This is a genomic window from Mycobacterium dioxanotrophicus (genome assembly GCF_002157835.1).
Lineage (GTDB): Bacteria > Actinomycetota > Actinomycetes > Mycobacteriales > Mycobacteriaceae > Mycobacterium > Mycobacterium dioxanotrophicus.
On sequence record NZ_CP020809.1, the window covers coordinates 4,381,797 to 4,405,938 of the forward strand.

A 24,142-nucleotide genomic window follows, 5' to 3' on the forward strand; every position below is an offset into this window, starting at 1 on the left:
GCCTGCCTTTTGACGTACCGCAGCGCACTGGCGTCGTATGGTGCTGTGCGTGCGCGCCGAGGACATCGCTGAGGAATTTCCAGTTGTTCCCGCGGACGCTGACGCCTTGGACGCCGCGCGCATGCTGGCCCAGCACCGGCTGCCGGGAATCGTGGTCACCGATCCCGAAGGGCTTCCCTACGCGGTGCTGCCCGCCTCGGAGGTCGTGCGGTTCATCATCCCGCAGTACGTGCAGGACGACCCGGCACTGGCCGGGGTCCTCGACGAGTCCATGGCGGACCGTATCGCGGAGAAGCTGCACGGCAAGACTGTCCGCGAGGTGCTGCCCAAACATCTTCTCGACGTGCCGTCGGCACGCGCGGACGACACCATCATCGAGGTGGCCGCACTGATGGCGCGGCTGCGCAGCCCACTGGTCGCGGTACTCAAAGACGGAAAACTGCACGGGGTCATCACGGCGTCCCGCCTGCTCGAAGCCGCTCTGAGGCGCTGAACCCTATGGCGCTGCTGGCAATCGGCGTTTTCGTCCTCGCCTACGCGCTGATCGCCAGCGACCGGATCAACAAGACGACGGTTGCCCTCGGCGGTGCGGCGATTGTGCTCGCCTGCGGAGTCGTGGAATCCCAGGACGCATTCTTCTCCCGCGAGACCGGTATCGACTGGGACGTCATTTTTCTGCTGTTCGGCATGATGGTCATCGTCAGTGTGCTGCGCCAGACCGGCGTGTTCGAATACGTGGCGATCTGGGCTGCCAAGCGCGCCAAAGGTTCTCCGCTACGGATCATGATCCTGCTGGTGTTGGTGACCGCCGCGGCGTCAGCACTGCTGGACAACGTGACGACGGTGCTGCTGATCGCGCCGGTCACGCTGCTGGTCTGCGACCGGTTGGCGATCAAGGCAGTTCCGTTCCTGATGGCCGAGGTGTTCGCCTCCAACATCGGCGGCACGGCGACGCTCGTCGGTGACCCGCCGAACATCATCATCGGTAGCCGCGGGGGTTTGAGCTTCAACGATTTCCTGGTGCATCTGACGCCGATCGTGATCATCGTCGTCGCGGCGTTCATCGCCCTGCTTCCCCGGCTGTTCCCGGGATCGTTCGACGTCGACCCCGACCGGGTGGCCGACGTGATGGCATTGCAAGAAGCCGAGGCGATTCGCGATTCACGCCTGCTGGTCAAATGTGGTGTTGTCCTCGGGTTGGTGTTCGCCGCGTTCATCCTGCATTCCGTGATTCACGTCGCGCCGTCGGTGGTGGCGCTCATCGGCGCGGGCGTCCTGGTGGTGATCTCCGGGCTGGACCGGTCTGACTATCTCTCGGGCGTGGAGTGGGAGACGCTGTTGTTCTTCGCCGGCCTGTTCGTGATGATCGGCGCGCTGGTCAAGACGGGTACCGTCGACGCCTTGGCGCGGGCCGCGACGCAGGCCACGGGCGGTAACGCACTGCTCACCGTGATGCTCATTCTCGGTGTGTCGGCGCCGGTATCCGGTGTCATCGACAACATCCCCTACGTCGCCACCATGGCACCCATCGTTTCCGAACTCGTCGCGTCGATGCCCGACATGGCGCATCCGGACGCATTGTGGTGGGCGTTGGCATTGGGTGCGGATTTCGGCGGCAACCTCACGGCGATCGGCGCCAGCGCCAACGTCGTGATGCTCGGAATCGCCAGCCGCGCAGGCACTCCGATCTCATTCTGGGAATTCACCCGCAAGGGCGTCGTAGTGACCGTGATTTCGGTTGGCCTGTCGGGCCTGTACATGTGGCTGCGCTACTTCGTATTCGGGTGACGTCACGAGTTCTTGGCGAGGAACCTCCGGAACAGCGGCCACGCGAGTGCACCGTTGTAGGCGACTCCGGCGAGCACATAGGGCCACCAGAGGCCGTGGGCGCTGGCCACCCAGAACGCCTTGGCTGCCCAGAACGGCGGCAGCACGCCGAACAGCAATCCCCAGTCGGAGTCGATGAACCACGGCAGGCAGGGCAGGCCCGCGATCAGCATGCCGAGACCCCGCACGGCGGCCAGGCCCTGAATCTTGTTCCCGGCCATGGCCAGGATCAGCAGCAACGTGACGACTGCCGACATGCCCGCCAGCAGGCCGATCGATCGGTCCGACTGATTTTCCCGCGAACAGACACGCAGGTCCGCGACACGCCGCAATTCCGGTACCCCAGTGACTGCTCGGCAAGGTCAGCGCGTCAGGACGGCCACACATTCGACATGGTGGGTGAGCGGGAACGAGTCGAACACCCGGATCTCATCCACCACATAGCCATGATTCCGATACAGACCGACGTCGCGGGCGAACGATGCTGCCTCACAACCGATATGGATGACGCGTGGCACTTCGGCGGCCGCCACCTGATCGATCACCTCGCGGCCGGCACCCGTACGCGGCGGGTCGAGCACTGCCACGTCGGCGCGGGTTCGCTGCACCGACAGCGTGCGCCGCACCGAGTCGGTGACCACCGACACCCAGGGCAGGTCGGCCAGCGCGGCCCGGGCCGACCGCGACGAACCGCGCGAGGTGTCCACGGTGACGACGTGCCCACTCTCCCCCACCTGTTCGGCCAGGGCGGCCGCGAAAACCCCTGCGCCGCCGTACAGATCCCACGCCGTCATACCGGGTTGCAGCTGCGCCCAGCCGGCCACCAGCTCGCTGTAGAGCGCCGATGCGTCACGATGGGCCTGCCAAAACGCCGTCACCGGCACCCGCCACACCCGGTCTCCGACACGCTGTGTGGCTTCGTAGTCGCCTTCGATCACCCGGGTGGTGTGCTTGCGCCCCTCCTTGGCCTTGGCGGCCCTGGGATGCTCAGCAGTGCCGCGTGAGGCGACCACATGACGGACACCATCGGAATCGAGTGCCACGTGCAGTTGCGACCCTGTGGGCCACCGCGATCCGGCCAGACCGTCGAGCAGCCCGTCCTGCAACTGCGCACAGTTCAGTTCGGTCACCAACTCCGTGCTGTGGTAGCGGTGGAATCCGACAGTGCCGTCGGCCGCGGTATCCAGCCGCACCCTGGTCCGCCAGCCGGTGGCACCGACAGTTCCGACAGGCTCGGCCATGGCATCCGACTCATCACGCCAGTCGAATCCTCCGAGCCGTGACAACTGGTTGGCCACCACGGCACCCTTGAGCCGCCGGGCCGCATCAGGTTCGGCGAAGGCCAGGTCGCAGCAGCCCGCGCCGTCCACGCCGGCAATCTCGCACAGCGAGTCGACCCGGTCGGGTGAGGCTTCGATGATGTCGAAAGCCTCTGCATGCCAATAGGATCCGCGCTCGTCGGTGATTCGCGCCCGCACCGTCTCTCCGGGCAGCGCATACCGCACGAAGATCACCCGGCCGTCGTGGCGGGCCACGCAGCTGCCGCCGTTGGCCGCCGGACCAGTGGTCAGGGTCAGCTCGGTCACTCCAGGAATCCCCTGCGTGCATCGCCAGGAGCCGACTGTGGCTGCAGCTTCTTCAGCCGCTCCGACGAACTGAGCTGCCACGGAACCGAAGTCACCATCACGTTGGGCATGAACAGCAGCCGGCCCTTGAGCCGCAGCGCGCTCTGGTTGTGCAGCACCTGTTCCCACCAGTGCCCGACGACGTACTCGGGAATGAACACCGTGACGACGGTGCGGGGTGACTCGTTGGTGACCCGTCGGACGTAATCGAGCACCGGACGGGTGATCTCGCGGTATGGCGACGCGATGACCTTGAGCGGCACGCTGATGTCGCTGTCCTCCCACTGGTGTACCAGCGCGCGGGTCTCGGCGTCGTCGACGCTGACGGTGATCGCCTCGAGCGCGTCGGGTCGGGTGGCCCTGGCATAGGCCAGCGCGCGTTTGGTCGGCAGGTGCAGCTTCGACACCAGCACCACCGCATGGTTACGGCTGGGCAGGACAATGTCGCCCGGCTCGGCCGCGTCCTGTGCCCGCAGTTCGCGGGCCACCGTGTCGTAGTGCTTGTGGATCAGTTTCATCACGACGAACAGCGAGCCCATGGCCAGGATCGCGATCCATGCGCCGGCCAGGAACTTGGTCAGCACGACGATCACCAGCACGGTGCCGGTCGCGGTGAGACCGATCGCGTTGATCACGCGCGAACGCATCATCTGCAGGCGCACCGTGCGGTCGGTTTCGGTGCGCAACAGCCGGGTCCAGTGCCGCACCATGCCGATCTGGCTGAACGTGAACGACACGAACACGCCGACGATATAGAGCTGGATCAACGCGGTGACCTCGGCCCGGAACGCCACCACGAACGCGATCGCCGCGAACGCCAGGAACAGGATGCCGTTCGAGAACGCCAACCGGTCACCCCGGGTGTGCAGCTGCCGCGGCAGGAACGAATCCTGAGCCAGGATCGAGCCCAGCACCGGGAAACCGTTGAACGCGGTGTTGGCCGCGAGCACGAGGATCAGTGCCGTCACACCGGCGATCAGGTACAGACCGATCGGAAAGTTGTGGAAGACCGCGTCGGCCAGCTGCGCGATGAGGGTCTTCTGGTGGTAGTCGGCGGGTGCGCCGATCAGCTGCTCCTGCGGACGCTCGGCGATCTTCACCCCGGTGGCCTTGGCCAGCAGGATGATGCCCATGAGCAGGCTCACCGAGATGACACCGAGCAGCAGCAGAGTGGTGGCCGCGTTGCGCGACTTGGGTTTCTGGAACGCCGGCACACCGTTGCTGATGGCCTCGACACCGGTCAGTGCCGCCGAACCCGACGAGAACGCCCGCGCCACCAGGAATACCAGCGCGAACCCGAGCACGTCGCCGTGCTCGGAGTGCATCTCGAATCCGGCCGACTCTGCGCGCAGCGGGTGGCCCAGCACATAGATCTGGAACAGGCCCCAGCCCAGCATGATGTACATGCCGATCATGAACGCGTAGGTGGGAACCGCGAACGCAGTACCGGACTCCCGGATGCCGCGCAGGTTCAACGACGCGAGCACCAGGATCGCGATGACGGCGATGAGCACCTTGTGCTGGGCGACGAACGGCACCGCCGACCCGATGTTCGACATGGCCGACGACGTGGACACGGCCACCGTCAGCACGTAGTCGACCATGAGCGCACTGGCCACCGTCAGGCCCGCGGTGGGCCCGAGGTTGGTGGTGACCACTTCGTAGTCGCCGCCACCGGATGGGTAGGCATGCACGTTCTGGCGGTAACTGGCGATCACGATCAGCATGACGCCGCCCACCGCAAGGCCGATCCACGGCGTCAGGGAATACGCACCGAGCCCGGCCACCGACAGCACCAGGAAGACTTCCTCGGGCGCGTACGCCACTGACGACAACGCGTCGGACGCGAAGACCGGCAGCGCGATCCGCTTGGGCAACAGGGTGTGGGAGAGCTTGTCGCTGCGGAACGGCCGCCCCAGAACGAGCCGACGCGCTGCGGTCGAAAGCTTGGACACGAGTGCCAAGGGTAAGCCCACGACCGAAGAGCGGTAGCGTTCCCACTGCACGGGTTGAGTTACAGCTTGCTTTTCAGCCATCGGAGAGGACCGTCGCGTGCGTGTAGTCGTCATGGGATGTGGCCGAGTGGGCGCATCGCTCGCGGACAGCCTGGCCCGCATCGGGCATGAAGTCGCCGTCATCGACCGCGACAGCACCGCATTTCACCGGTTGTCCCCCGAGTTCCCCGGCGAACGGGTCCTCGGTATGGGGTTCGACCGTGATGTGCTGTTGCGCGCCGGTATCGAGGAGGCCGGCGCGTTCGCGGCGGTGTCCTCCGGTGACAACTCCAACATCATCTCGGCGCGGTTGGCCCGCGAGACCTTCGGCGTCGAACGCGTCGTCTCCCGCATCTACGACGCCAAGCGTGCGGCCGTCTACGAGCGGCTCGGGATTCCGACGGTGGCCACCGTGCCGTGGACCACCGACCGTCTGCTCAACGTGCTGACGCGCGAGACCGAGACCACCAAGTGGCGCGACCCCTCCGGCAGCGTGGGGGTCGCCGAGCTGGCCCTGCACGAGGGCTGGGCGGGGCGCAGGGTCACCTCACTGGAGGCCGCCACCGGCGGCCGGGTGGCCTTCATCCTGCGGTTCGGCAGCGGTTATCTGCCCGACGCGAAAACGGTCATCCAGGCCGGCGACGAAGTGTACCTCGCGGCCGTGTCCGGCCACATCGCCGAAGCCCTTGCCATCGCGGCGCTGCCGCCCAGTGAAGCTGTGGAGTCGGAATGAAACACGCCACGGACGATCATGAGGAGGAGCGTCGATGAAGGTCGCCATCGCCGGCGCCGGTGCCGTCGGCCGCTCCATCGCCAAAGAACTGTTGGAGAACAATCACGAGGTGACGCTGCTGGAGCGCAACCTCGAGCACATCGATGTCGACGCCATCCCGGCCGCGCACTGGCGTCTGGGGGACGCCTGTGAGATCACTGTGCTGGAGTCGCTGCAGCTGGAAACGTTCGACGTCGTGATCGCGGCGACCGGCGACGACAAGGTCAATGTGGTCCTCAGCCTGCTGGCCAAGACGGAGTTCGCGGTGCCGCGTGTGGTGGCCCGCGTCAACGATCCCCGCAACGAGTGGCTGTTCGACGAGAACTGGGGTGTCGACGTCGCAGTGTCGACTCCGCGGATGCTGGCCTCACTGGTCGAAGAGGCGGTCGCCGTGGGCGATCTGGTGCGGCTGATGGAATTCCGCAAGGGCCAGGCCAACCTGGTGGAGATCACGCTGCCCGCCGACACTCCGTGGGGCGGCAAGCCGGTGAAACGGCTGAACCTCCCGCGCGACGCTTCGTTGGTCACCATCCTGCGTGGCCCGCGGGTCATCGTGCCCCAATCCGACGAACCTCTCGAGGGTGGCGACGAGCTGTTGTTCGTGACCGTCAGCGAGGTCGAGGACGAGTTGCGCGCACTGCTGCTGGACCCCACGGCGCGCTGAGCGGGAAACCGCTCAGTCGGTGCTTTCGACGCCTTGCTGCGCATGCAGGGCGTTGCGCGCGACGCGGATGGCCAGATAGGTCACGAGCGCTGCGGCTGCCGTCAGCGGCCAACCCATGGCGATTCGGGCGACGCCCAGCCAACCGGTCTGGTCGGCTTGATACAGGTGCTGCTGCACCAGGAATCGCGACGCGAACACCACAACCCAGATGACGGTGGCGATGTCGAAGGCCACGACAGCCTTACGCACCTCGCGCCAGTCCCGGTCGTGGGAGTTGACCCAGCCCCAGATGTAGCCCACCATCGGCCGCCGGATGAGTACCGAGACGCCGAACACCACGGCCCAGAACAACGACGTCCAGATGCCAAGCAGGAAAAAGCCTTTCGACTCCCCCACCACGTAGGCGATGAGCGCACTGATGCCGACGCCGAAAAAGCCGGAGACCGCGGGCTGAACCGAGTCATGCCGGATCAGCCGCCAGATGAGAATGAGAGTGGCCACACCGAGCGCCGCGCTGATCGCGGGCATCAGGCCGAACAACGTCGAAACCGGGACGAACACCACCACCGGCAGCGACGAGTAGATCAGGCCGCTGATACCGCCCATCTGATCCAAGATGGCCCGGCCTCGGGCAGCGGTGAGCTCAGGCTCGGGCTCACTCGTGGATGGTGCGGGAGCGCTGTCGTCGCTCAAGCTCACTTCTGAATTTCGTAACGCGGGTTGTAGATCGCCTTGGTGCCGTTCTCCAGCTGTCCGACGCGGCCCTGCACGCGCAAGGTCCGGCCCGATTCGATACCGGGGATGCGGCGCTGGCCCAGCCAGACCAGCATCACGGTGGCGGTGCCGTCGAACAGTTCGGCCTTCACGCCGCCGGAACAGCCTTTGCCGTTACATTCAACGCTGCGCAGGGTTCCGACCATGGTCACCTCCTGGCCGCGCTGGCAGTTGATCGCCTTCATCGCGCCGGTGTTGGCCGCCTCGTCACTGAGCTCTTCGACATCGAGTTGCTCGGGGTCTTCTGTCAGGCGTCGAGTTAGCCGGCGCAGATACCCTTCGGCCGTAGACATGGCCTCTCCTGACCTTTCGCGGATTCTTTGTGAATCCACCCAACCATCGCCACGGTAGACCTCTTATTGCCCGAATGCCACGCGGGCGCGGGTCGGCGCGCCGATTCTCCCAAGTGCCAGGCAGGATCATGTGATGAACGTCATTCTCCGAGGTGTCACCACAGTGCTGTTACCCGGCACCGGATCCGATGACGACTACGTTTACCGGGCGTTTTCCGACGCATTACATGAGGTCGGGGCGGTGTTGGTGACGCCGCCGCCTCAGCCGCACCGGCTCGTCGACGGTTACCGCGACGCACTCGACGACGCCGCCCGCTCCGGTCCGATCGCCGTCGGCGGGGTATCGATCGGAGCTGTTGTGGCGACCGCGTGGGCACTGGCCCATCCCGGCCGGACCGTGGCCGTGCTCGCTGCACTGCCGCCGTGGACAGGGTCTCCGGAGAACGCACCGGCGGCATTGCTGGCACGCCAGTCGGCACAGCTGCTGCGCCGTGACGGCCTGGCGGCCACGGTGGCGCAGATGAGAGCTTCCAGTCCGCCGTGGCTGGCCGACGAGCTGACCCGGTCCTGGGTCGGGCAGTGGCCGACACTGCCCGACGCGATGGAGGAGGCCGCGGGTCATGCCGCGCCCGATTGCGCTGACCTGGAACGACTGACGGTACCGCTGGGGGTCGTGGTGGCGACCGACGATCCCGTACACCCGGCCGAGGTCGGCTTCGAATGGGTCTCCGCTGCGCCACGGGCCGCGCTGCGCACCGTCACCCTGGAAGAGATGGGCGCGACGACGGGCGTCGTGGGCGCGGCGTGTGTGGCCGCGCTGCAGGAAGCGTGAGGGGCCGGCGCCGACACGATCCGCGAGTTCGACGAAAAAGTCGAAAATCCGAGCTGCCGACGACAGTTACGTCGAATTCGCGGGGGCTCGCCGACCTACCCGGCGGTGCTTGCTCCCACCCAGACCTACCCGCCCGTGATGGTGCGGAGCTGCTGCATGGCCGACCCCTGCGCACTGCGCCGGGCCACCGGCTCGGGCTCCTGCTGCTGCAGTGGCGGCTGCTGCTGACCAGCCGCGGCCTGGGCGGCGGCCGCCTCCGCAGCGGCTGCCCGCAATTGGGCGGCCATCGGCTCGGGCAATTCCACCGCGAGCGGGGTGCGCACCGGAAGCGGAGTCTCACCGCGCCGAATCACGGTGTCGGCCAAGGCAGTCCGGGCTTCGTCCGCGAGTGCGTCGACGGTGTCCGGAGCGCCGTTGACAACGCACCGCACCATCCAGCGGTACCCGTCAACCCCGATGAACCGCACCACGCCGCCGTTGCCGGCGCCGACCACCTCGCGGCCCCATCGCCCGTCCTCGATGGCGACAGACGCCGCGTCCTTCCGCAGCGAGTCGGCCAGTTCGGTTGCCACTTCGCGCCACAGCCCGGGGCTCTTGGGAGCCGCGTATGCCGCGATGGTGAACCGACCGTTCGGTGTCACCACCCATACCGCACTGGGCGCGCCGGCCTCGTTGAGTTCGACCTGCACCTGCCCGCCGTCGGGCATCGGGATGAGTACCGAGCCCAGGTCGAGTCGGCCCTGGGCTGCCACCGCAGCGTCATCGAAGTCCTCGACGTCGAAGGGGCCCTCGAAGTCGTCGTCATCGGTCACCGCGTCGGCAGCCGAATCCAGCGCCGCGTCGTCGGTCGCCGGGTCTTTTTCATGTTTTCCGAATGCCATCACAAACTCGCATGTCCGCCGGAGGAACCGTAGCCACCTGCACCACGGGAAGTATCGGCCAGGCCTGCCTCGTCGAACGAGGTCACCTCGACCAGTTCGGGAAGTTCTACCCGCAGCACCAGCAACTGGGCAATCCGATCCCCGCGGCTGATCACGATGGGCGTCTCGGGGTCGAGGTTGATCAGCGAGACCATGATCTCACCGCGGTAACCGGCGTCGATGGTGCCAGGGCTGTTGACGATCGAAAGTCCCACGCGCGCAGCCAAACCCGAACGCGGGTGGACCAACCCCACCATGCCGTGCGGGATGGCCACGGCCACACCCGTCGGAACCAGCGCGCGCTGCCCGGGTGCCAGTTGGACGTCCTGCGCGCTGTACAGGTCGACGCCCGCGTCGCCGTCGTGCGCCCGGACGGGCATCGGGAGATCGCGGTCCAATCGGACCACCGCCAGAGAGTTGGACACGACGTCACAGATTACTCTGAGCCACGTGTCAGACACGCGCGCAACCACCCAAACCGTGCGCTACCGCGAGCGGTTGTGGGTGCCGTGGTGGTGGACTCTGCCGGCAGCAGTGCTGGCAGCGCTCATCGCCCTCGAGGTCAACCAGGCCGTTTCCGCATTGCCCAACTGGGTGTCGTTCGTGGTGCTGTTCGGCGTGGCGGGCGCGGTGCTGAGCTGGTTCAGCAAGGTCGAATTGCGTGTCGTGGCCCGGCCGGGCGGAGGCACCGAACTGTGGATCGGCGGCGCGCACCTGCCGACCAGTGCCATCGCCCGGACAGCGGAGGTGCCCCGCACTGCCAAAACGGCCGCCCTGGGTCGTCAGCTCGACCCGGCGGCCTACGTAGTGCATCGGGCCTGGGTCGGCCCGATGGTGTTGGTGGTACTCGACGATCCGGATGACCCCACCCCGTACTGGCTGATCAGTACCCGTCATCCAGACCGCGTGCTCGCCGCTCTGCAGGACTGAGCGCGCCGGTCAGGCGGCGCAGTCCGTGCAGATCATCACGCCATCCTTCTCACTGGCGAGGCGGCTGCGGTGGTGCACCAGGAAGCAGCTGGAGCAGGTGAACTCGTCAGCCTGCTTCGGAACCACCCGCACCGAAAGCTCTTCGCCGGAGAGATCAGCTCCCGGCAGCTCGAACGATTCGGCGGATTCGGATTCGTCGACATCGACGACGGCCGACTGCGCCTCGTTACGCCGGGCCTTCAGCTCCTCTAGTGAGTCCTCGGAAACCTCGTCGGTTTCGGTTCGCCGCGGCGCGTCGTAATCGGTAGCCATAAGCGCTATCCCCTCCCTAAACCTTGCAGCAGAGGTTTGTACCAGCGTCGAACGCATTACCCAAACGATTCGTGCCCTTATTGCCACATGTTGCAGTGTGATTTACATCACACCGTTGTCCCGACTCTGCCGCTGTGCAGGGCAACCATGCCTTTAGAGTGCAGGGGTGGTCGCACAAATCACCGACGGCACCGCGTTCGACCGACACGGTCGGCCGTTCCGTCGGCGTAACACCGTCCCCGCCATCGTGCTGTTCGCCATCCTGGCGGTGGTCTCGCTGGTGGTGTGGATCGTCGCGCTCAATCGGCCGGCAGACGTCCGCGAGGCCACGGTGTGCAACCCACCACCACCTGCCACCGATCCCGCGACTCCGAAGCTGGGCGAACAGGTGGCGAGGTCGGCAATGACCGACACCACCCCCGCGGCACTCAGCGACACCAAGATCCGGGTGCTCAACGCCAGCGGACAGGGCGGTCAAGCGGGCGAGATCGCCGGCGAACTGCGGGACCTGGGTTTCGCCCAGCCCGAAGCCGCCAACGATCCGATCTACACCCACACCCGACTGGAATGCCAGGGCCAGATCCGGTTCGGTCCGACGGGTCGAGCCGCCGCGGCGGCGGTCTGGCTGGTGGCGCCGTGCACCGAGTTGTTCCAGGACGAAAGGCCGGACGCCACAGTCGATCTGGCGTTGGGTACGGAATTCACCGAGCTGGCGAGCAGCGACGACATCAACGCCGTACTGGCCAGCCTGCGCCCGGACGCCACCGGGCCCGCCGATTCGGCGCTGCTGTCAAAGATCCATACCGGCGTCTGCTAACGCATCACGCAGCGCGGTGGCGACGCCGGGAGCCGCAGCACCCACGCGTCCCGCGCCCGCGATGCCCGGCAACCACACCTTGGCCCCGGCCTCGGCGGCGATCAACGCCCCTGCCGCCCAGTCCCACACGTGCACGCCTTCTTCGTAATACGCGTCGAGTTGCCCCGCGGCGACCATGCACAGATCCAGCGCGCACGAGCCGAGCCGTCGCATGTCCCGGACCGCGGGCAGCAGCTGTGCGAGTACCTCGGCCTGTCGGCGCCGCTGTTCGGGGACGTAGGCGAATCCCGTGCCCACCAGGGCCATGCCCAGATCGTCGACCGCCGTGCACCGCAGCGGCGTGCTGACCCCGTCGTGGAGCACGGCGGCGCCCTGTCCCAGTGCCGCCGAATACACCGATCCGGCGGCGACATTGGCGACGGCGCCGGCCACCGACCGGCCGTCGAGCTGGACAGCCACCGACACGGCATAGGCCGGGATGCCGTAGACGAAGTTCACGGTGCCGTCGATGGGGTCGATCACCCAGCGCAGCCCGTCACTGCCGCTGCGGCCGCCCTCTTCCTCGCCGAGGATCTCGTCGTCGGGCCGCAGTACGGCAAGCCGCTCGCGCAACCATCGCTCGGTCTCGGTATCGACGATCGTCACCGGGTCGGTCCGCGTGCTCTTAGAACGGACAGTGCGCACGTCGTCATCTGCTTGATGTGCTTGGCCCGCGTCGTCCGAAACCCCCTCTCCGAATACCTCGATACGACGGCGTCGGACGAGTGCGGCGGCCTCGGTCGCCAACTGTTCGGCTACTCCGCGCAGGACGGCCGGGTCGGTGCTGTTGTCTGTCACCCCCCTATCGCAACATATCTTTCCGCCGAAAAGTCGCTCGCGGGATGGCAGACCGCCCGCGTGAGCGTTGGTGAGCTACTAGGGTGAGGCGCGGCGCCATTAGCCGGCCTGCCCTCCTGCCAATCGGCCCGCAACCGTCTGTCCCGCAGAGGAGCTCCCATGACCGCACCCGATATCCCCGCAGCCGAATCTGCCGTCGGCGGCTCAGCGCGCCGCGGTTTCGGCGTCGATGTGGGTGGCAGCGGCGTCAAGGGCGGCATCGTCGATCTCGACACCGGCCAGCTGATCGGCGAGCGGTTCAAACTCGACACCCCGCAACCGTCGACCCCTGAGGCGGTCGCCAAGACCGTCGCCGCGGTGGTGCGGGAGTTCGGCTGGACCGGCAGCCTCGGGGTCACCTACCCCGGCGTGGTCACGAGCGGCGTCGTTCGGACCGCAGCCAACGTCGACAAGGGGTGGATCGGGGTCAACGCCGCGGAGGTCATCAGCGCCGAGCTGGGCGGCCAGCACGTCACGGTGCTCAACGACGCCGACGCGGCCGGCCTTGCCGAGGAACAGTTCGGTGCGGGCAAGGACAACACTGGCGTGATCGTGTTGCTGACCTTCGGCACCGGTATCGGCTCCGCGGTCATCCACAACGGTGTGCTGTTGCCCAACACCGAGTTTGGCCACCTTGAGGTCGGCGGCAAGGAAGCCGAGCACCGGGCCGCCTCGTCGGTCAAGGAACGCAAGGACTGGAGCTACGAGCGCTGGACCGAAGAGGTCACCAAGGTCCTGACCGTCATCGAGAACGCCATCTGGCCGGATCTGTTCATCGCAGGCGGCGGCATCAGCCGCAAGGCCGACAAGTGGATTCCGCTGCTGAAGAACCGCACCCCGGTAGTTGCTGCGACGCTGCAGAACAGCGCGGGCATTGTCGGCGCCGCGATGGCCGCCGTCGCCGACGTCACAGCTACCGGTCGGTAGCTTCACGTTCCACAACCGGATACCGGCGGTTCACCACTCCAAAATTTGCCGCTCGGCACGGCGCACGCACACACTGTCGTTACAATGGTCTTCGGCGGCCGCCTACCGAATAGCGGCGAATATCCCAGCCGATACCAACGCCAACATTCGACAGCCGACGCTTTCGGTGGTGTATGCCCATGCCCACCGGATTACGAAAGACCGAAAGGGTGTACGTGGCAGCGACAAAAGCAAGCCCGGCAACCGAAGAGCCGGTGAAGCGCACCGCTACCAAAACCCCCGCCAAGAAGGCCCCGGCCAAGCGGGCGGCGAAAGCAACTGCGGCCAAGGCTCCCGCCAAGAAGGCCCCGGCCAAGCGGGCGGCGAAGGGTGTTGCGACCAAGCCCGAGGACGTCAATGACGATCTCGAGGCCACCGACGATCTCGAAGCCGAGCCCGGCGACGATCTCGACGTCGATGACACCGATCTGGAACTCGACGACGACCTCGATACCGACGACGACGCCGTCGAGGACGATTCCGACGAGGACGACGAAGACGAGGAAGAGGCCGACGAGGCCACCGCGGAAGGGGCCGTTGCGCCCCCTGCTGCGCCGGCCGCCAAGCCCGCCGCCGAGGACGAGGTCGAAGAACCCTCGGAGAAGGACAAGGCCTCCGGAGACTTCGTGTGGGACGAAGAGGAGTCCGAGGCCCTGCGGCAGGCCCGCAAGGACGCCGAGCTGACGGCATCGGCCGACTCGGTCCGTGCCTACCTCAAGCAGATCGGCAAGGTGGCACTGCTCAACGCCGAAGAGGAAGTCGAGCTGGCCAAGCGCATCGAGGCCGGGTTGTTCGCGACCCAGAAGATGGCCGAGTTCGCCGAAAAGGGCGAGAAGCTCACCACGCAGGTGCGACGCGACTACCAGTGGATCTGCCGCGACGGCGACCGCGCGAAAAACCATCTGCTGGAAGCGAACCTGCGTCTGGTGGTGTCGCTGGCCAAGCGCTACACCGGCCGCGGCATGGCGTTCCTGGATCTGATCCAGGAGGGCAACCTCGGTTTGATCCGCGCCGTCGAGAAGTTCGACTACACCAAGGGCTACAAGTTCTCCACCTACGCGACGTGGTGGATCCGCCAGGCCATCACCCGCGCCATGGCCGACCAGGCCCGCACCATCCGTATCCCTGTGCACATGGTCGAGGTCATCAACAAGCTGGGCCGTATCCAGCGTGAGCTTCTGCAGGACCTGGGCCGTGAGCCCACGCCCGAAGAGCTGGCCAAGGAAATGGACATCACGCCGGAGAAGGTGCTGGAGATCCAGCAGTACGCGCGTGAGCCGATCTCGCTGGACCAGACCATCGGTGACGAAGGTGATTCGCAGCTGGGCGATTTCATCGAGGACTCCGAGGCCGTGGTCGCCGTCGACGCCGTCTCGTTCACACTGCTGCAGGATCAGTTGCAGTCGGTGCTGGAGACGCTGTCCGAGCGCGAGGCCGGCGTTGTCCGGCTGCGGTTCGGCCTCACCGACGGCCAGCCGCGCACGCTCGACGAGATCGGGCAGGTCTACGGGGTCACCCGTGAGCGCATCCGCCAGATCGAGTCCAAGACCATGAGCAAGCTGCGTCACCCCAGCCGCTCCCAGGTGCTGCGCGACTACCTGGACTAGCAACGTCGACACAACGGCGGACCGGATTGTCTCCGGTCCGCCGTTGGCGTTTTCCGGGCGCGCTTCCTCAATCACGTTGCCACTCCCCGGTCTTCGCCTGACCATCAACCTAGATTGACAATCTAGGTTGATAAATCTAGGTTGGCCATATGGCGGAGCCGCCGACCATTCAACACATCGCCGCAGCGCTGTTCGGCGATATCGCGCTGATCACCCGCCGGGTTCGGCAATTGCAGGCGCCCGGTGATTTGACCCTCCCCGAGCGGGCCGCCCTCGAGCGCCTCGACCGGGGCGGCCCGACGTCGGCGGCCGATCTGGCCCGGATCGAACAGATCAGCCCTCAGGCAATGGGTGTCATTCTCGGCACGCTGCAGTCCCGAGGTTTCGTGCAGCGCACCCGCGATCCGCGCGACGCCCGTCGGCACATCATGTCGCTCACCGCAGCGGGGTCCGAAATCCTGCAGCACAAGCGCGACGCCCGGGTCCGCCATTTCTCCGAGATCCTCAGGGCGCAGTTCTCCGCCGACGAGCTGCAGACCCTCGCGGCGGCGCTGCCCCTGCTCGAACGGCTGGGCGAACACATCTGAGTCAACGCCGGCGCGCGGGCGTCAGTAGATCACCACACCAGAAAGGACACGATCCACATGGAGTTGGGAATTCACTACATCGACTTCCTGCCCGGTGCACCGGAGAAGCTCGGCCCGACGCTGGCCCAGACCGCCGTCGCTGCCGAACAGGCCGGCGCCACCATGTTCACCCTCGCCGACCACTTCTTCCAGATGGAACAACTCGGCGATGCCCACGACCCGTTCCTCGAGGGCTACACCTCGATGGGTTTCCTTGCCGCGCACACCAAGACGATCACGCTGAGCATGCTGGTCACGGGCGTCACGTATCGCTATCCGGGCATTCTCGCGAAGACCATCACGACGCTCGACATCCTCTCCCAGGGCCGTACGACGCTGTCGATCGGCGCCGCCTGGTACGACCGAGAGCACCATGCGCTGGGCGTGCCGTACCCGCCACTGCGGGATCGGTTCGAAATGGTGGAGGAAACCCTGCAGATCTGCGCACAGATGTGGAGCGACAACGACGGCCCATACCGTGGCAAGCACTACAACCTGGCCGAGACGATCTGCGAGCCGCAACCGATCCAGCGCCCGCCGGTACTGATCGGCGGCGACGGCGAGAAGAAGACGTTGCGCCTGGTGGCGCAGTACGCCGACATCTGGAACAGCACGACGAGCGGCGCAGCGCTCAAACACAAAACCGAAGTGTTGCAGCGTCATTGCGACGACGTCGGACGCGACTACCGCGAGATCCGCAAGACCCTGGGCCTCGGTCCGGATACCGACCCGTTCACCGACCACGCCGGATTCATGCGGACCATGGAGACCTACGCCGCGTTGGGCGTCGAGATGGTCAACATCCCGGTGTTCCCCGGCAACCCCGACCCGGTCGGATTTGTCAGTCGGCTCGGCGACGAGATCGTGCCCGAGCTGGCGTCACTGGGCTGACCGCGCTGCCCTTCCGGCAGCGCGCTGAGCTGCGCGTTGAGCGTTTGTTGAGGAACGCTTCTGCACTGTTGAGCCGCCGTTGATGCCCGTCCGGATACTCATTGGCAACAGTCAGCCCGCCCAAAGGGGAAATGCCATGCAGCGCCGAGTGTCCACCTACGTATACGCCGACGACCCGATCCTGCAGGCCGGCGTGATCAGTCAACTGCGCATGCGCCCGGAAATCGACGTCGTCGAATCCGGTGACCTCGCCGGCGTCGACGTCGGTATCGCGGTCGCCGACACTCTCGACGACGAGACCGTCCGCATCCTGCGCTCGCTGAAGAAGGCCGGTGTCGCCCACACCATCCTGGTGATGAGCGCCATCGACGACAACACCGTGGTGACCGTCGCCGAGGTCGGGGTGAGCGGGCTGCTCCGCCGCAGCGAGGCCACTCCGGACCTCCTGGTGCGCACGATCCAGAAGGTCGCCGCGGGCGAAGGGGTCATCCCGTCGGATCTGCTCGGCCACCTCCTGGGACAGGTGGGCCGGTTGCAGCGCCAGGTGCTGTCACCGCGTGGCCTGACCTTCACCGGGTTGTCCGACCGCGAGGTTCAGGTGTTGCGGTTGATCGCCGACGGCCACGACACCAACGAGATCGCCCGCCAGTTGTGCTACAGCCAGCGCACGGTGAAGAACGTCCTGCACGACGTGACCACCCGCCTGCAGTTGCGCAACCGCTCGCACGCCGTCGCCTACGCGGTCCGCGAAGGGCTGATCTGAACCGAGGCCGAGGAGCGCACCGATGACTGGTGACCCGAACGACCCGACCCAGCAGCTGGGCCGTGCCCACCTCCCCACGGAGCAGGCCTGGTCGCAGGACCCGGAACCGGATCTGGAGCCGACCCAGTACTCGCCACAACATGATCGCGAGTTCCTGGATCGCGGTGTTGCCCGTACGGCCGGCCCCTACCCCGACCCGCCGGTGCCCGACATCCCGTGGTTTCGCCGACCGGGCGTGCTGTTCACCGGCGCTGCGATCGCCGCCGCGATCGCTCTGGTGATGTTGTACATCACCTTCCAGCCGAGCGACGGTGGCGGAACGCCGGTGCACAGCACTGTCACCCAGACCCAGACTTCCACGTCCATCGTGGAAGTTCCTGTCACCCAAGGAAATCCGAACGGCAACGGTTCGAACGGCAATGGGTCGAACGGCAATGGACAGTCGGTACCGGACGTAACGCACTGCCCGAACGGTCAGGACGTGGCGGTCGGTCAGGCATGCCCATCCGACAAAACCTGCCCCACCGGCACCGTCAACTCCGACGGACAATGCAAGACCGTCACCGAATGCAGCGACGGAACGACGGTTACCGCTCCCACGACGTGCGAAGTTCCCGCGAAGTGCGCCAACGGGACTGCGCCGGCGAGCGGCCAGACCTGTGCTGGCACGTCGGACGTCACCTGCCCTGGTGGCAGCACCGTGCCGGCCGGGCAGACATGCGTGGTCGACCCGGTCCACTGCCCTAATGGCACGACGGTTCCGCCCGGCCAGACGTGCCCGGCGACGAACCCGCCGCCTGACGTGAAATGCCCCGACGGCACCACCGCACCGACTCTCGGCGACTGCCCGCCGGTGATCCGAACACCCGCGGGCAACTGACCGCCGCCCGATCGGGCAGAATCCCCTGCCTCCACAACGGGACTCACGCTCGTACTCCACAACCGAATCACACGGAACGATGGGCCAGTGATACCAGAAGTCGACCATGCGCTACGCACCCTCATCGAGCGTGAGGCGGTCGACCCTGCCGAGGTCGAGGTGGAATTCGACGCGCCCACCAAGGACTGGGCCAGTCGGCGCAACGCTCCGACCATCGGGGTCTACCTCTACGACATCAGGGAGGACCTGCGTCGGCGTGAGCGCGGCCTGCTCAACCAATACGACGGCAACCGGGTAACTGCCCGGCACCTCCCGCCACGACACTTCAAACTGTCCTATCTGGTGGCTGCCTGGACCCAGCGTCCCGAGGACGAGCACCGACTGCTGTCCGCACTGCTCGGCTGTTTCCTGCGTCATGAGGCACTGCCGGCCGACGTTCTCACCGGTTCCCTTGCCGCACTGGGGCTTCCGGTCCCGGTGTCGGTGGCGTTGCCACCTCCGGAGGATCGGTCGTTCGCCGACGTGTGGACGGCGCTGGGCGGCGAGTTGAAGCCGTCGCTGGACGTCGTCGTCACCGCCCCGACCGACACGGGTCGCAGTTTCGCCGCCGGTCCCCCGGTCTCGCGGCCGCCGGTGTTGCACGTCGAGGCCGTCGACGATTCGGTGCCGCGCGAGACCGTGCGACGCCGCGCCATAGGCGAACCCGCGTTCGGCGCCGAAGCCCGCGACGACGGCCTGCGAATCCGCAAGCGCCGGCGCAAGCAGTAGGAGCCGGGCCGATGGACAGTACGCGATACCTGCTCGGCCGCGCCATGCTGGTGGAGGAACGGATCCGGGCCCTGGTCGCCCATCGCCGCAGCCATGATCCGGCACCCGATGACCCGTTCCGGGGGCTCTACCTCAGTGACGACGTCGTCGACGCGCTGCTGGCGCCTACCCCGTCGCCGCCGGACATCTCGCAGCCCGCGCGGGACACGCTTGAACAGCACGCCGTCGCCGCCGAACGGGCCGGCACCGAATTGCGGCTACGCCGCCTGGCCCGCTCGGCCGGGCTGGGTGCGCAGGAGGTCGAGTTCCTCGTCATCTGTCAGCTGCCCGATCTCGACAGCCGATTCGAACGCCTCTACGGCTACCTCAATGACGACGTGACGCGCCGGCGTGCGACGGTCGGTCTGGCACTGGAGCTTTCGGGCCTGTCCCCGATGAACGCCGCCGCCCGCGCGATGCTGGCGCCGGGGTCGGCGCTGGTGGATCAGGCGTTGGTGGTCGTCGACGACACCGACCGGCCGTTTCTCACCCGCGCGATGCGGGTCCCGGACCGGGTGACCGCGTACCTGCTCGGTGATGACGCTCCCGACGCCGCGCTGACGGACCTCCTGATCGAACCGGATGAGCATCACTGCACCCAATCCCGCGATATGGCGCGGGCTTTCGCGGCCGGGCAAAAGTTGTGTTATCTGCGGGAATCGGTCAACGACTCCGGCGTGGCGATCGCCGCGGCGGCGCTGCGATCGGCCGGTCACACCGTGATCTGCTGCGACGCAGGGCGATTGGTGCGATGCGCCGACGTGGAGAGCACCGTCGTCGTGTTGGGCCGCGAAGCGCTGCTCACCGGCGCCAGCCTCGTGGTGTCGCCGGTGGACGCACTGGGCCCCGCCACCGCCGACATCGTGTTCCGGTTGGCGCGGATGCCGGTGCCGGTGGTGTTGACCGGCACCGGCGCCTGGAATCCCGGCTGGTCGGACCGGGTGCCGCTGATCGCCGAAGCCGCCCGCCTCACTGTCGGTGAGCGTGCCGAGCTATGGCGACGCGAACTCGGTTCGCTGGTCGACGGTATCGAAGTCGATGAGATCGCCGCGCAGTACGTGTTCGGGCCTCGCCAGATCACCGCCGCGATCACCGCCGGACGGGCGCTGGCGCGGGCCCGCAACGGCGCGGCTACCGGCGCCGACTTGCGCCGCGGTGCCCGGTCCCAGAACGCCGCGGGCCTAGAGCACCTGGCTCGCCGGATCGAACCCACCGTGGGCTGGGACGACTTGGTGCTGCCGGCCAAGACATTGAAGCAATTGCAGGACTTGACCATTCGGGCCCGCAAACGCGAAGTGGTGTTGTCGGACTGGCAGATGCGTCCCGGCGGCGGCCGCGGCACCGGTGTCACCGCGTTGTTCGCCGGCGACTCGGGTACCGGCAAGACCATGGCGGCCGAGGTCATCGCCGGTGTCCTCGGCCTGGACCTCTACACCGTCAACCTGGCGACCGTGGTCGACAAGTACATCGGCGAGACCGAGAAGAACCTGGAACGGATCTTCACCGAGGCGTCCCGGGTGAGCGCGGTGCTGCTGTTCGACGAGGCCGATGCGATCTTCGGCAAGCGCAGCGAAGTCCGCGACGCGCATGATCGATACGCGAACATCGAAAGCGCCTATCTGCTGCAGCGGATGGAGACGTTCGACGGACTGGCGGTGCTTGCCACCAATCTGCGGGCCAACCTCGACGACGCATTCACCCGTCGCCTCGACATGGTCGTCGACTTTCCGCTGCCGGACGAAGCGGCACGCCTGGCCTTGTGGCAACGCTGTCTGGCGCCGCCGGTTCCCACCGACGGTGATCTGGAACTATCCGGATACGCCCAGTCATTTCCGTTGTCCGGCGGAAATATTCGATCGGCCGCCATCACCGCGGCATATCTGGCCGCCGATACCGGCACCGACGTGTCCGCCGGACACGTGGGCGCCGCGATCCAACAGGAGTACCGCAAGTTGGGCCGGCTGTTGCCCACCCCCGAATCCGATGAGCGTCAGGAGATTCGACGATGAGTGAACACTGCTGTGAACAATGCGGCGCCGAGAACGCCCCGAATGCCCAGTTCTGCACCAAGTGCGACTTCTACCTGGGCTGGAACACCGGTGACGGATCGCTGGGCGGCGCCCCGCTGACCGCGGCGGTGCCGGTGGTACGCGAGACCCACACCCAGCGTTTCTCCCTGCCCACAGCGGATCGTTCCCGGCGTCCCGACCCACCGCGCATCACCCGCCCCGGCCCGGCCTCCGGGCCGGCCAGCGCACCGACGGTGACCATCGAACACCCCGAGGTCGAACTCGATCCGACCACGGGCGGGTCTGTGGACATCCGGATCCGCAACAAGTCGGCCATCGTCGACGGCTATACCGTGATCGCCGCCGGGGCCCCGAAATGGCTGGATCTGCAGCACCCTCAGATCAGGCTGCTGACCGACGAAGAGGAGACCACCACTGTCACCCTCACCATCCGGCCCGGATTCGACGTCTACGTGCAGCGGTTCCGGCTGCGTGTGCAGGTGTGTTCGATCGAGGATCCGGCGAAGCGGACCGACGCCGAGTTGGTCGTGACGGTGCCCCGGGTCGGCGGGCCGATCACGATGACGTCCGAACCACAGGTGGTGCGGCTTCGTGACCAGACGAGGGGCCGGTTCCGGGTTCGGCTGGACAACACCGGAAGCAACTATCCGCAACGGTATTCACTGTCCGGCGCGGACCCGGAGAACGTCGTCCGGTTCGCCATCCGCCCGCAGGTGGTCGAGGTGCCACCCCGAGGTGTCATCGCCGCCGACGTACAGTTCGACACCCCACCAATCGATTACGGCCAGCAAGCGCCACGCACCCTCAAGATCACCGCAGCCAGTGACCAGGTACGAGTGGAGGCGCTGGTCAATGTGGTGCAGGAGCGTTCCCAGGCGCCCGCGGACAGCCCGGTGCGGCTGCGGCTGGAGCGGTCCGTCACCCGGCTTCAAGACGCGACCGCCGCGGAGATCGCGGTCGTCATCGACAACCGCCGTGGGAGCCGCGACCGGCGGTTGGTGTTCTCCGGTCGCGATCCCGAGGGGGTGGTGCGGTTCGCCTTCTCGCAGCCGCAGATCTACGTCCGCGCCGGGGAGCAGGCCCGGATACAGGCCAGCGTTCAGGCTCCTCTGCCGCATCCGGGCCAGCAGGTAGAACGTCCGATCATGGTGGTGTGCAACGACGGCACCGATGAGAGCGAGGCGACCGGTTCGCTCGTGCAGGCGGCGAGCACCTCGCCGATGACGACGGCACAGTTGCGGCTGGAGCCCGAGCATGTGTCGGTGCGCAATCGGCGGCGCGGCCGGTTCCGCGTCACGGTGGACAACACCCGCGGGGCGCTGCCGCTGAGCGCCTGGCTGTCGGGCACCGACCCGGAAGGCGCGGTACGTTTCGCGTTCAACCCGCAGCGCGTCGACGTGGCGCCCGGCCAGAATGGCGTTGCGATGCTTCAGGTGTGGGCCAATCTGCCCGGTGCGGGTAAAGAGATCGCCAGGGAACTCACCGTACGGGCCGATGACGGCACAGGTTCGGTGGAGGATCACGGCCGGTTCACCCAGGCGATGTCGGAGATCCTGCCGCTGATCCGGTTGGTGGCGACGCTGCTGGGCGGGTTGTTGATGGTGCTAGGCGCTGTCCGGCCCTGGTTCCTCGGTGGTCCGACGTTCTATGCCAGCTACCTCGGAGAGCTTGCCACGCTGGACAAGAGCGGAAAGCTGGACAAGCTGTTCGCCGCGATAGAGTCGGGTGCGACGCCGGACCGCCTGACCTGGATGCAGGCCAGTCAACCCGTCGCACGTGCCGTCATACTGGTGCTCGCCGGGGTGGTGCTTCTCGGAATCCTCAGTTCCCGTGGCCGCTACACGATCATCGCCGGAATCCTCGCGGTGCTGGCCGTCGTGCTCTACATCGTGTTCACCGACAGTAAGGTCGATACTCACGCATCGCCCGGATACGGCGTGATCCTGGTGGTAGTGGGAGCCATCATCGGGATCATCGGTGGCTTCTGCATCAAGCGGGGCAACTCCACCTGACCGGTCAGCTCGAAACGATCTGCTGTACACCGGATTTCATGGCATCGCCCAGATCGCTCCACGGGATGGTGAGGTCGACGATCCCTGAGCTGCTCGGCGCCACCGTGCCCTGATCGAAGAACACATGCAGACCCGCGGTCTCGGCGGTCCAGTGGCCGAATGTCTGCTCGGTCGCCTGCAGCTTGGTCCCGTCGAAATTGGCGCCCGCGGCGCTGGATGGGCCGAGCTTCTTGGACTCCTGCACCAGGAGCTTGAGACCCGTGTTGAGATCGTTGAAGAGCGAAGACAAGGTGATGACGCTGCCGCTCTGGGCGTCCACCACGACCGTGCCGACCAGCGGCCGGGACGTGGCCTTGGCGGTATCGACCGCCGCGGTGCGCAACAACCCGCTCAGCACGCGCTGACCGATCCGCACCCCGCTGCCGGGCCGGTCTTCCAGCCGGCCACCCGTGAGTGAATCTGCCTGGCTCTGCAGGACTTTGTGCATCTCGTCGTTGAACACGCCGGCCACGGCGGAATCGCCACCGTCGATCTGCGGCAGCGAAACGTTGGCATACGTCGTACCCAGGAAGGAGTTGACCTTCTCGGTCTTCGCGGTGAACGGGGTGGCGGTCGTGCTGGAGGTCGTCGTGGTTGTGGTGGTCGTCGTGCTCGAGGTTGTGGCGGCCCCGTTGTCGGTACCGTCGCCCCCACCGCCGCCCGGTGTGACTTCTGCGCCACCGGATGCGTCGGCCGTGCTCATCGCCGTGGTGGCAGTGGCGCTGACCGCGGTCGTCGTCGACGGGAGCTGGGTCAGTGCCGTGGTTTTGCTGGCCGGATCCCACCAGACCGAGCGGACCGCGTAGACGGCCACGACGATGAGCACAATGGCGCCGACCGCGGCCACCAGGATCCGTCCACCGCTGAACATCACGGGTCCCCCTC

Annotated in this window: 25 protein-coding genes and 1 pseudogene; 16 read left to right on the forward strand and 10 right to left on the reverse strand. The window is 66.8% G+C overall.

What is annotated here, in order from left to right:
* Positions 1-49: 49 nt before the first annotated feature.
* The gene (locus BTO20_RS21355) at positions 50-493 is read left to right on the forward strand and encodes a CBS domain-containing protein (RefSeq protein ID WP_087082444.1); all 444 of its coding nucleotides are present in this window, start codon (positions 50-52) and stop codon (positions 491-493) included.
* A 5-nt stretch (positions 494-498) separates the two neighbouring features.
* Positions 499-1,788, forward strand: coding sequence for an ArsB/NhaD family transporter (locus BTO20_RS21360; RefSeq protein ID WP_087078163.1), 1,290 nt, complete (start codon positions 499-501; stop codon positions 1,786-1,788).
* A gap of 2 nt (positions 1,789-1,790) precedes the next feature.
* On the opposite strand, the pseudogene BTO20_RS21365 reads toward BTO20_RS21360, so the two are convergent.
* The 3 genes and pseudogenes from BTO20_RS21365 to BTO20_RS21375 form a co-directional block, all read right to left on the reverse strand.
* A pseudogene (locus BTO20_RS21365) lies at positions 1,791-2,102 on the reverse strand (ABC transporter permease); the annotation flags it as partial.
* Positions 2,103-2,189: 87 nt separating this feature from the next.
* Positions 2,190-3,413 (reverse strand): class I SAM-dependent RNA methyltransferase, encoded by a 1,224-nt coding sequence (locus BTO20_RS21370; protein ID WP_087078164.1) that lies wholly within the window; start codon positions 3,411-3,413, stop codon positions 2,190-2,192.
* Complete coding sequence (locus BTO20_RS21375; RefSeq protein WP_087082445.1) at positions 3,410-5,407, reverse strand: APC family permease; 1,998 nt, start codon at positions 5,405-5,407, stop codon at positions 3,410-3,412. The genes BTO20_RS21370 and BTO20_RS21375 overlap by 4 nt, the downstream gene beginning before the upstream one ends.
* 97 nt (positions 5,408-5,504) lie before the next feature.
* On the opposite strand from BTO20_RS21375, the gene BTO20_RS21380 reads away from it, so the two are divergent.
* Together BTO20_RS21380 and BTO20_RS21385 are read left to right on the forward strand one after the other, a co-directional pair.
* Entirely contained in the window at positions 5,505-6,179 is a 675-nt protein-coding gene (locus BTO20_RS21380; protein WP_087078165.1) for a potassium channel family protein, read from the forward strand.
* A 34-nt stretch (positions 6,180-6,213) separates the two neighbouring features.
* Positions 6,214-6,882 carry a potassium channel family protein gene (locus BTO20_RS21385; protein WP_087078166.1) on the forward strand — a complete coding sequence of 223 codons (669 nt, stop codon included), beginning with the start codon at positions 6,214-6,216 and terminating at the stop codon, positions 6,880-6,882.
* A gap of 12 nt (positions 6,883-6,894) precedes the next feature.
* Here the strand turns inward: BTO20_RS21385 and BTO20_RS21390 are convergent, their stop codons facing one another.
* Both BTO20_RS21390 and BTO20_RS21395 read right to left on the reverse strand, forming a co-directional pair.
* On the reverse strand, positions 6,895-7,488 hold the full coding sequence (locus BTO20_RS21390) for a DUF3159 domain-containing protein (RefSeq protein ID WP_198344546.1): 594 nt from the start codon (positions 7,486-7,488) through the stop codon (positions 6,895-6,897).
* Positions 7,489-7,577: 89 nt separating this feature from the next.
* On the reverse strand, positions 7,578-7,949 hold the full coding sequence (locus BTO20_RS21395) for an OB-fold nucleic acid binding domain-containing protein (protein WP_083166978.1): 372 nt from the start codon (positions 7,947-7,949) through the stop codon (positions 7,578-7,580).
* A gap of 133 nt (positions 7,950-8,082) precedes the next feature.
* Here BTO20_RS21395 and BTO20_RS21400 point away from each other — a divergent pair, with 133 nt between their 5' ends.
* Entirely contained in the window at positions 8,083-8,781 is a 699-nt protein-coding gene (locus tag BTO20_RS21400; RefSeq protein ID WP_198344011.1) for an alpha/beta fold hydrolase, read from the forward strand.
* Between the two features lie 125 nt (positions 8,782-8,906).
* Here the strand turns inward: BTO20_RS21400 and BTO20_RS21405 are convergent, their stop codons facing one another.
* Together BTO20_RS21405 and dut are read right to left on the reverse strand one after the other, a co-directional pair.
* On the reverse strand, positions 8,907-9,662 hold the full coding sequence (locus BTO20_RS21405; RefSeq protein ID WP_087078168.1) for a DUF3710 domain-containing protein: 756 nt from the start codon (positions 9,660-9,662) through the stop codon (positions 8,907-8,909).
* Entirely contained in the window at positions 9,662-10,126 is a 465-nt protein-coding gene (gene dut, locus BTO20_RS21410; RefSeq protein ID WP_087078169.1) for a dUTP diphosphatase, read from the reverse strand. The genes BTO20_RS21405 and dut overlap by 1 nt, the downstream gene beginning before the upstream one ends.
* 25 nt (positions 10,127-10,151) lie before the next feature.
* Between dut and BTO20_RS21415 the strand changes: the two genes are divergently transcribed.
* Positions 10,152-10,631, forward strand: coding sequence for a DUF3093 domain-containing protein (locus BTO20_RS21415; RefSeq protein ID WP_087078170.1), 480 nt, complete (start codon positions 10,152-10,154; stop codon positions 10,629-10,631).
* A gap of 9 nt (positions 10,632-10,640) precedes the next feature.
* Here BTO20_RS21415 and BTO20_RS21420 read toward each other — a convergent pair whose 3' ends face one another.
* Positions 10,641-10,943: a DUF4193 domain-containing protein gene (locus BTO20_RS21420; RefSeq protein ID WP_029370210.1), complete on the reverse strand. Its 303-nt coding sequence runs from the start codon at positions 10,941-10,943 to the stop codon at positions 10,641-10,643.
* A 166-nt stretch (positions 10,944-11,109) separates the two neighbouring features.
* On the opposite strand from BTO20_RS21420, the gene cei reads away from it, so the two are divergent.
* Positions 11,110-11,760, forward strand: a complete 651-nt coding sequence (cei, locus tag BTO20_RS21425; RefSeq protein ID WP_087078171.1) for an envelope integrity protein Cei — start codon at positions 11,110-11,112, stop codon at positions 11,758-11,760.
* Here the strand turns inward: cei and BTO20_RS21430 are convergent.
* Positions 11,734-12,597 carry an inositol monophosphatase family protein gene (locus tag BTO20_RS21430; protein WP_087078172.1) on the reverse strand — a complete coding sequence of 288 codons (864 nt, stop codon included), beginning with the start codon at positions 12,595-12,597 and terminating at the stop codon, positions 11,734-11,736. The genes cei and BTO20_RS21430 overlap by 27 nt on opposite strands.
* A 159-nt stretch (positions 12,598-12,756) precedes the next feature.
* Here BTO20_RS21430 and ppgK point away from each other — a divergent pair, with 159 nt between their 5' ends.
* The 9 genes from ppgK (at position 12,757) to BTO20_RS21475 (ending at position 23,218) form a co-directional block, all read left to right on the forward strand.
* The gene (gene ppgK / locus BTO20_RS21435) at positions 12,757-13,563 is read left to right on the forward strand and encodes a polyphosphate--glucose phosphotransferase (protein WP_087078173.1); all 807 of its coding nucleotides are present in this window, start codon (positions 12,757-12,759) and stop codon (positions 13,561-13,563) included.
* A gap of 215 nt (positions 13,564-13,778) precedes the next feature.
* Entirely contained in the window at positions 13,779-15,209 is a 1,431-nt protein-coding gene (locus BTO20_RS21440; protein ID WP_087082449.1) for an RNA polymerase sigma factor, read from the forward strand.
* Between the two features lie 149 nt (positions 15,210-15,358).
* Positions 15,359-15,796: a MarR family winged helix-turn-helix transcriptional regulator gene (locus BTO20_RS21445; RefSeq protein ID WP_087078174.1), complete on the forward strand. Its 438-nt coding sequence runs from the start codon at positions 15,359-15,361 to the stop codon at positions 15,794-15,796.
* Between the two features lie 57 nt (positions 15,797-15,853).
* Positions 15,854-16,726, forward strand: coding sequence for an LLM class F420-dependent oxidoreductase (locus BTO20_RS21450; RefSeq protein WP_087078175.1), 873 nt, complete (start codon positions 15,854-15,856; stop codon positions 16,724-16,726).
* 136 nt (positions 16,727-16,862) lie between these two features.
* Complete coding sequence (locus tag BTO20_RS21455; RefSeq protein ID WP_087078176.1) at positions 16,863-17,489, forward strand: LuxR C-terminal-related transcriptional regulator; 627 nt, start codon at positions 16,863-16,865, stop codon at positions 17,487-17,489.
* A 22-nt stretch (positions 17,490-17,511) separates the two neighbouring features.
* Positions 17,512-18,369, forward strand: a complete 858-nt coding sequence (locus tag BTO20_RS21460) for a hypothetical protein (protein WP_087078177.1) — start codon at positions 17,512-17,514, stop codon at positions 18,367-18,369.
* 87 nt (positions 18,370-18,456) lie between these two features.
* Complete coding sequence (locus BTO20_RS21465) at positions 18,457-19,137, forward strand: DUF4255 domain-containing protein (RefSeq protein ID WP_087078178.1); 681 nt, start codon at positions 18,457-18,459, stop codon at positions 19,135-19,137.
* A gap of 11 nt (positions 19,138-19,148) precedes the next feature.
* Positions 19,149-21,185: an ATP-binding protein gene (locus tag BTO20_RS21470; protein WP_087078179.1), complete on the forward strand. Its 2,037-nt coding sequence runs from the start codon at positions 19,149-19,151 to the stop codon at positions 21,183-21,185.
* A complete protein-coding gene (locus BTO20_RS21475) occupies positions 21,182-23,218 on the forward strand; it encodes a zinc ribbon domain-containing protein (protein ID WP_087078180.1) in 2,037 nt (678 codons plus the stop codon). The genes BTO20_RS21470 and BTO20_RS21475 overlap by 4 nt, the downstream gene beginning before the upstream one ends.
* 4 nt (positions 23,219-23,222) lie before the next feature.
* Here the strand turns inward: BTO20_RS21475 and BTO20_RS21480 are convergent, their stop codons facing one another.
* Complete coding sequence (locus tag BTO20_RS21480) at positions 23,223-24,131, reverse strand: RsiV family protein (protein WP_157680302.1); 909 nt, start codon at positions 24,129-24,131, stop codon at positions 23,223-23,225.
* Positions 24,132-24,142 lie beyond the last annotated feature (11 nt).

Coding starts and splice junctions, on each gene's coding strand:
- BTO20_RS21450 (WP_087078175.1), top strand. CDS start 15,854: ATGGAGTTGGGAATTCACTACATCGACTTCCTGCCCGGTGCACCGGAG.
- BTO20_RS21420 (WP_029370210.1), bottom strand. CDS start 10,943: ATGGCTACCGATTACGACGCGCCGCGGCGAACCGAAACCGACGAGGTT.
- BTO20_RS21395 (WP_083166978.1), bottom strand. CDS start 7,949: ATGTCTACGGCCGAAGGGTATCTGCGCCGGCTAACTCGACGCCTGACA.
- BTO20_RS21470 (WP_087078179.1), top strand. CDS start 19,149: ATGGACAGTACGCGATACCTGCTCGGCCGCGCCATGCTGGTGGAGGAA.
- ppgK (WP_087078173.1), top strand. CDS start 12,757: ATGACCGCACCCGATATCCCCGCAGCCGAATCTGCCGTCGGCGGCTCA.
- BTO20_RS21400 (WP_198344011.1), top strand. CDS start 8,083: ATGAACGTCATTCTCCGAGGTGTCACCACAGTGCTGTTACCCGGCACC.
- BTO20_RS21390 (WP_198344546.1), bottom strand. CDS start 7,488: ATGGGCGGTATCAGCGGCCTGATCTACTCGTCGCTGCCGGTGGTGGTG.
- BTO20_RS21455 (WP_087078176.1), top strand. CDS start 16,863: ATGCAGCGCCGAGTGTCCACCTACGTATACGCCGACGACCCGATCCTG.
- BTO20_RS21460 (WP_087078177.1), top strand. CDS start 17,512: ATGACTGGTGACCCGAACGACCCGACCCAGCAGCTGGGCCGTGCCCAC.
- BTO20_RS21385 (WP_087078166.1), top strand. CDS start 6,214: ATGAAGGTCGCCATCGCCGGCGCCGGTGCCGTCGGCCGCTCCATCGCC.
- BTO20_RS21360 (WP_087078163.1), top strand. CDS start 499: ATGGCGCTGCTGGCAATCGGCGTTTTCGTCCTCGCCTACGCGCTGATC.
- BTO20_RS21405 (WP_087078168.1), bottom strand. CDS start 9,662: ATGGCATTCGGAAAACATGAAAAAGACCCGGCGACCGACGACGCGGCG.
- BTO20_RS21475 (WP_087078180.1), top strand. CDS start 21,182: ATGAGTGAACACTGCTGTGAACAATGCGGCGCCGAGAACGCCCCGAAT.
- BTO20_RS21445 (WP_087078174.1), top strand. CDS start 15,359: ATGGCGGAGCCGCCGACCATTCAACACATCGCCGCAGCGCTGTTCGGC.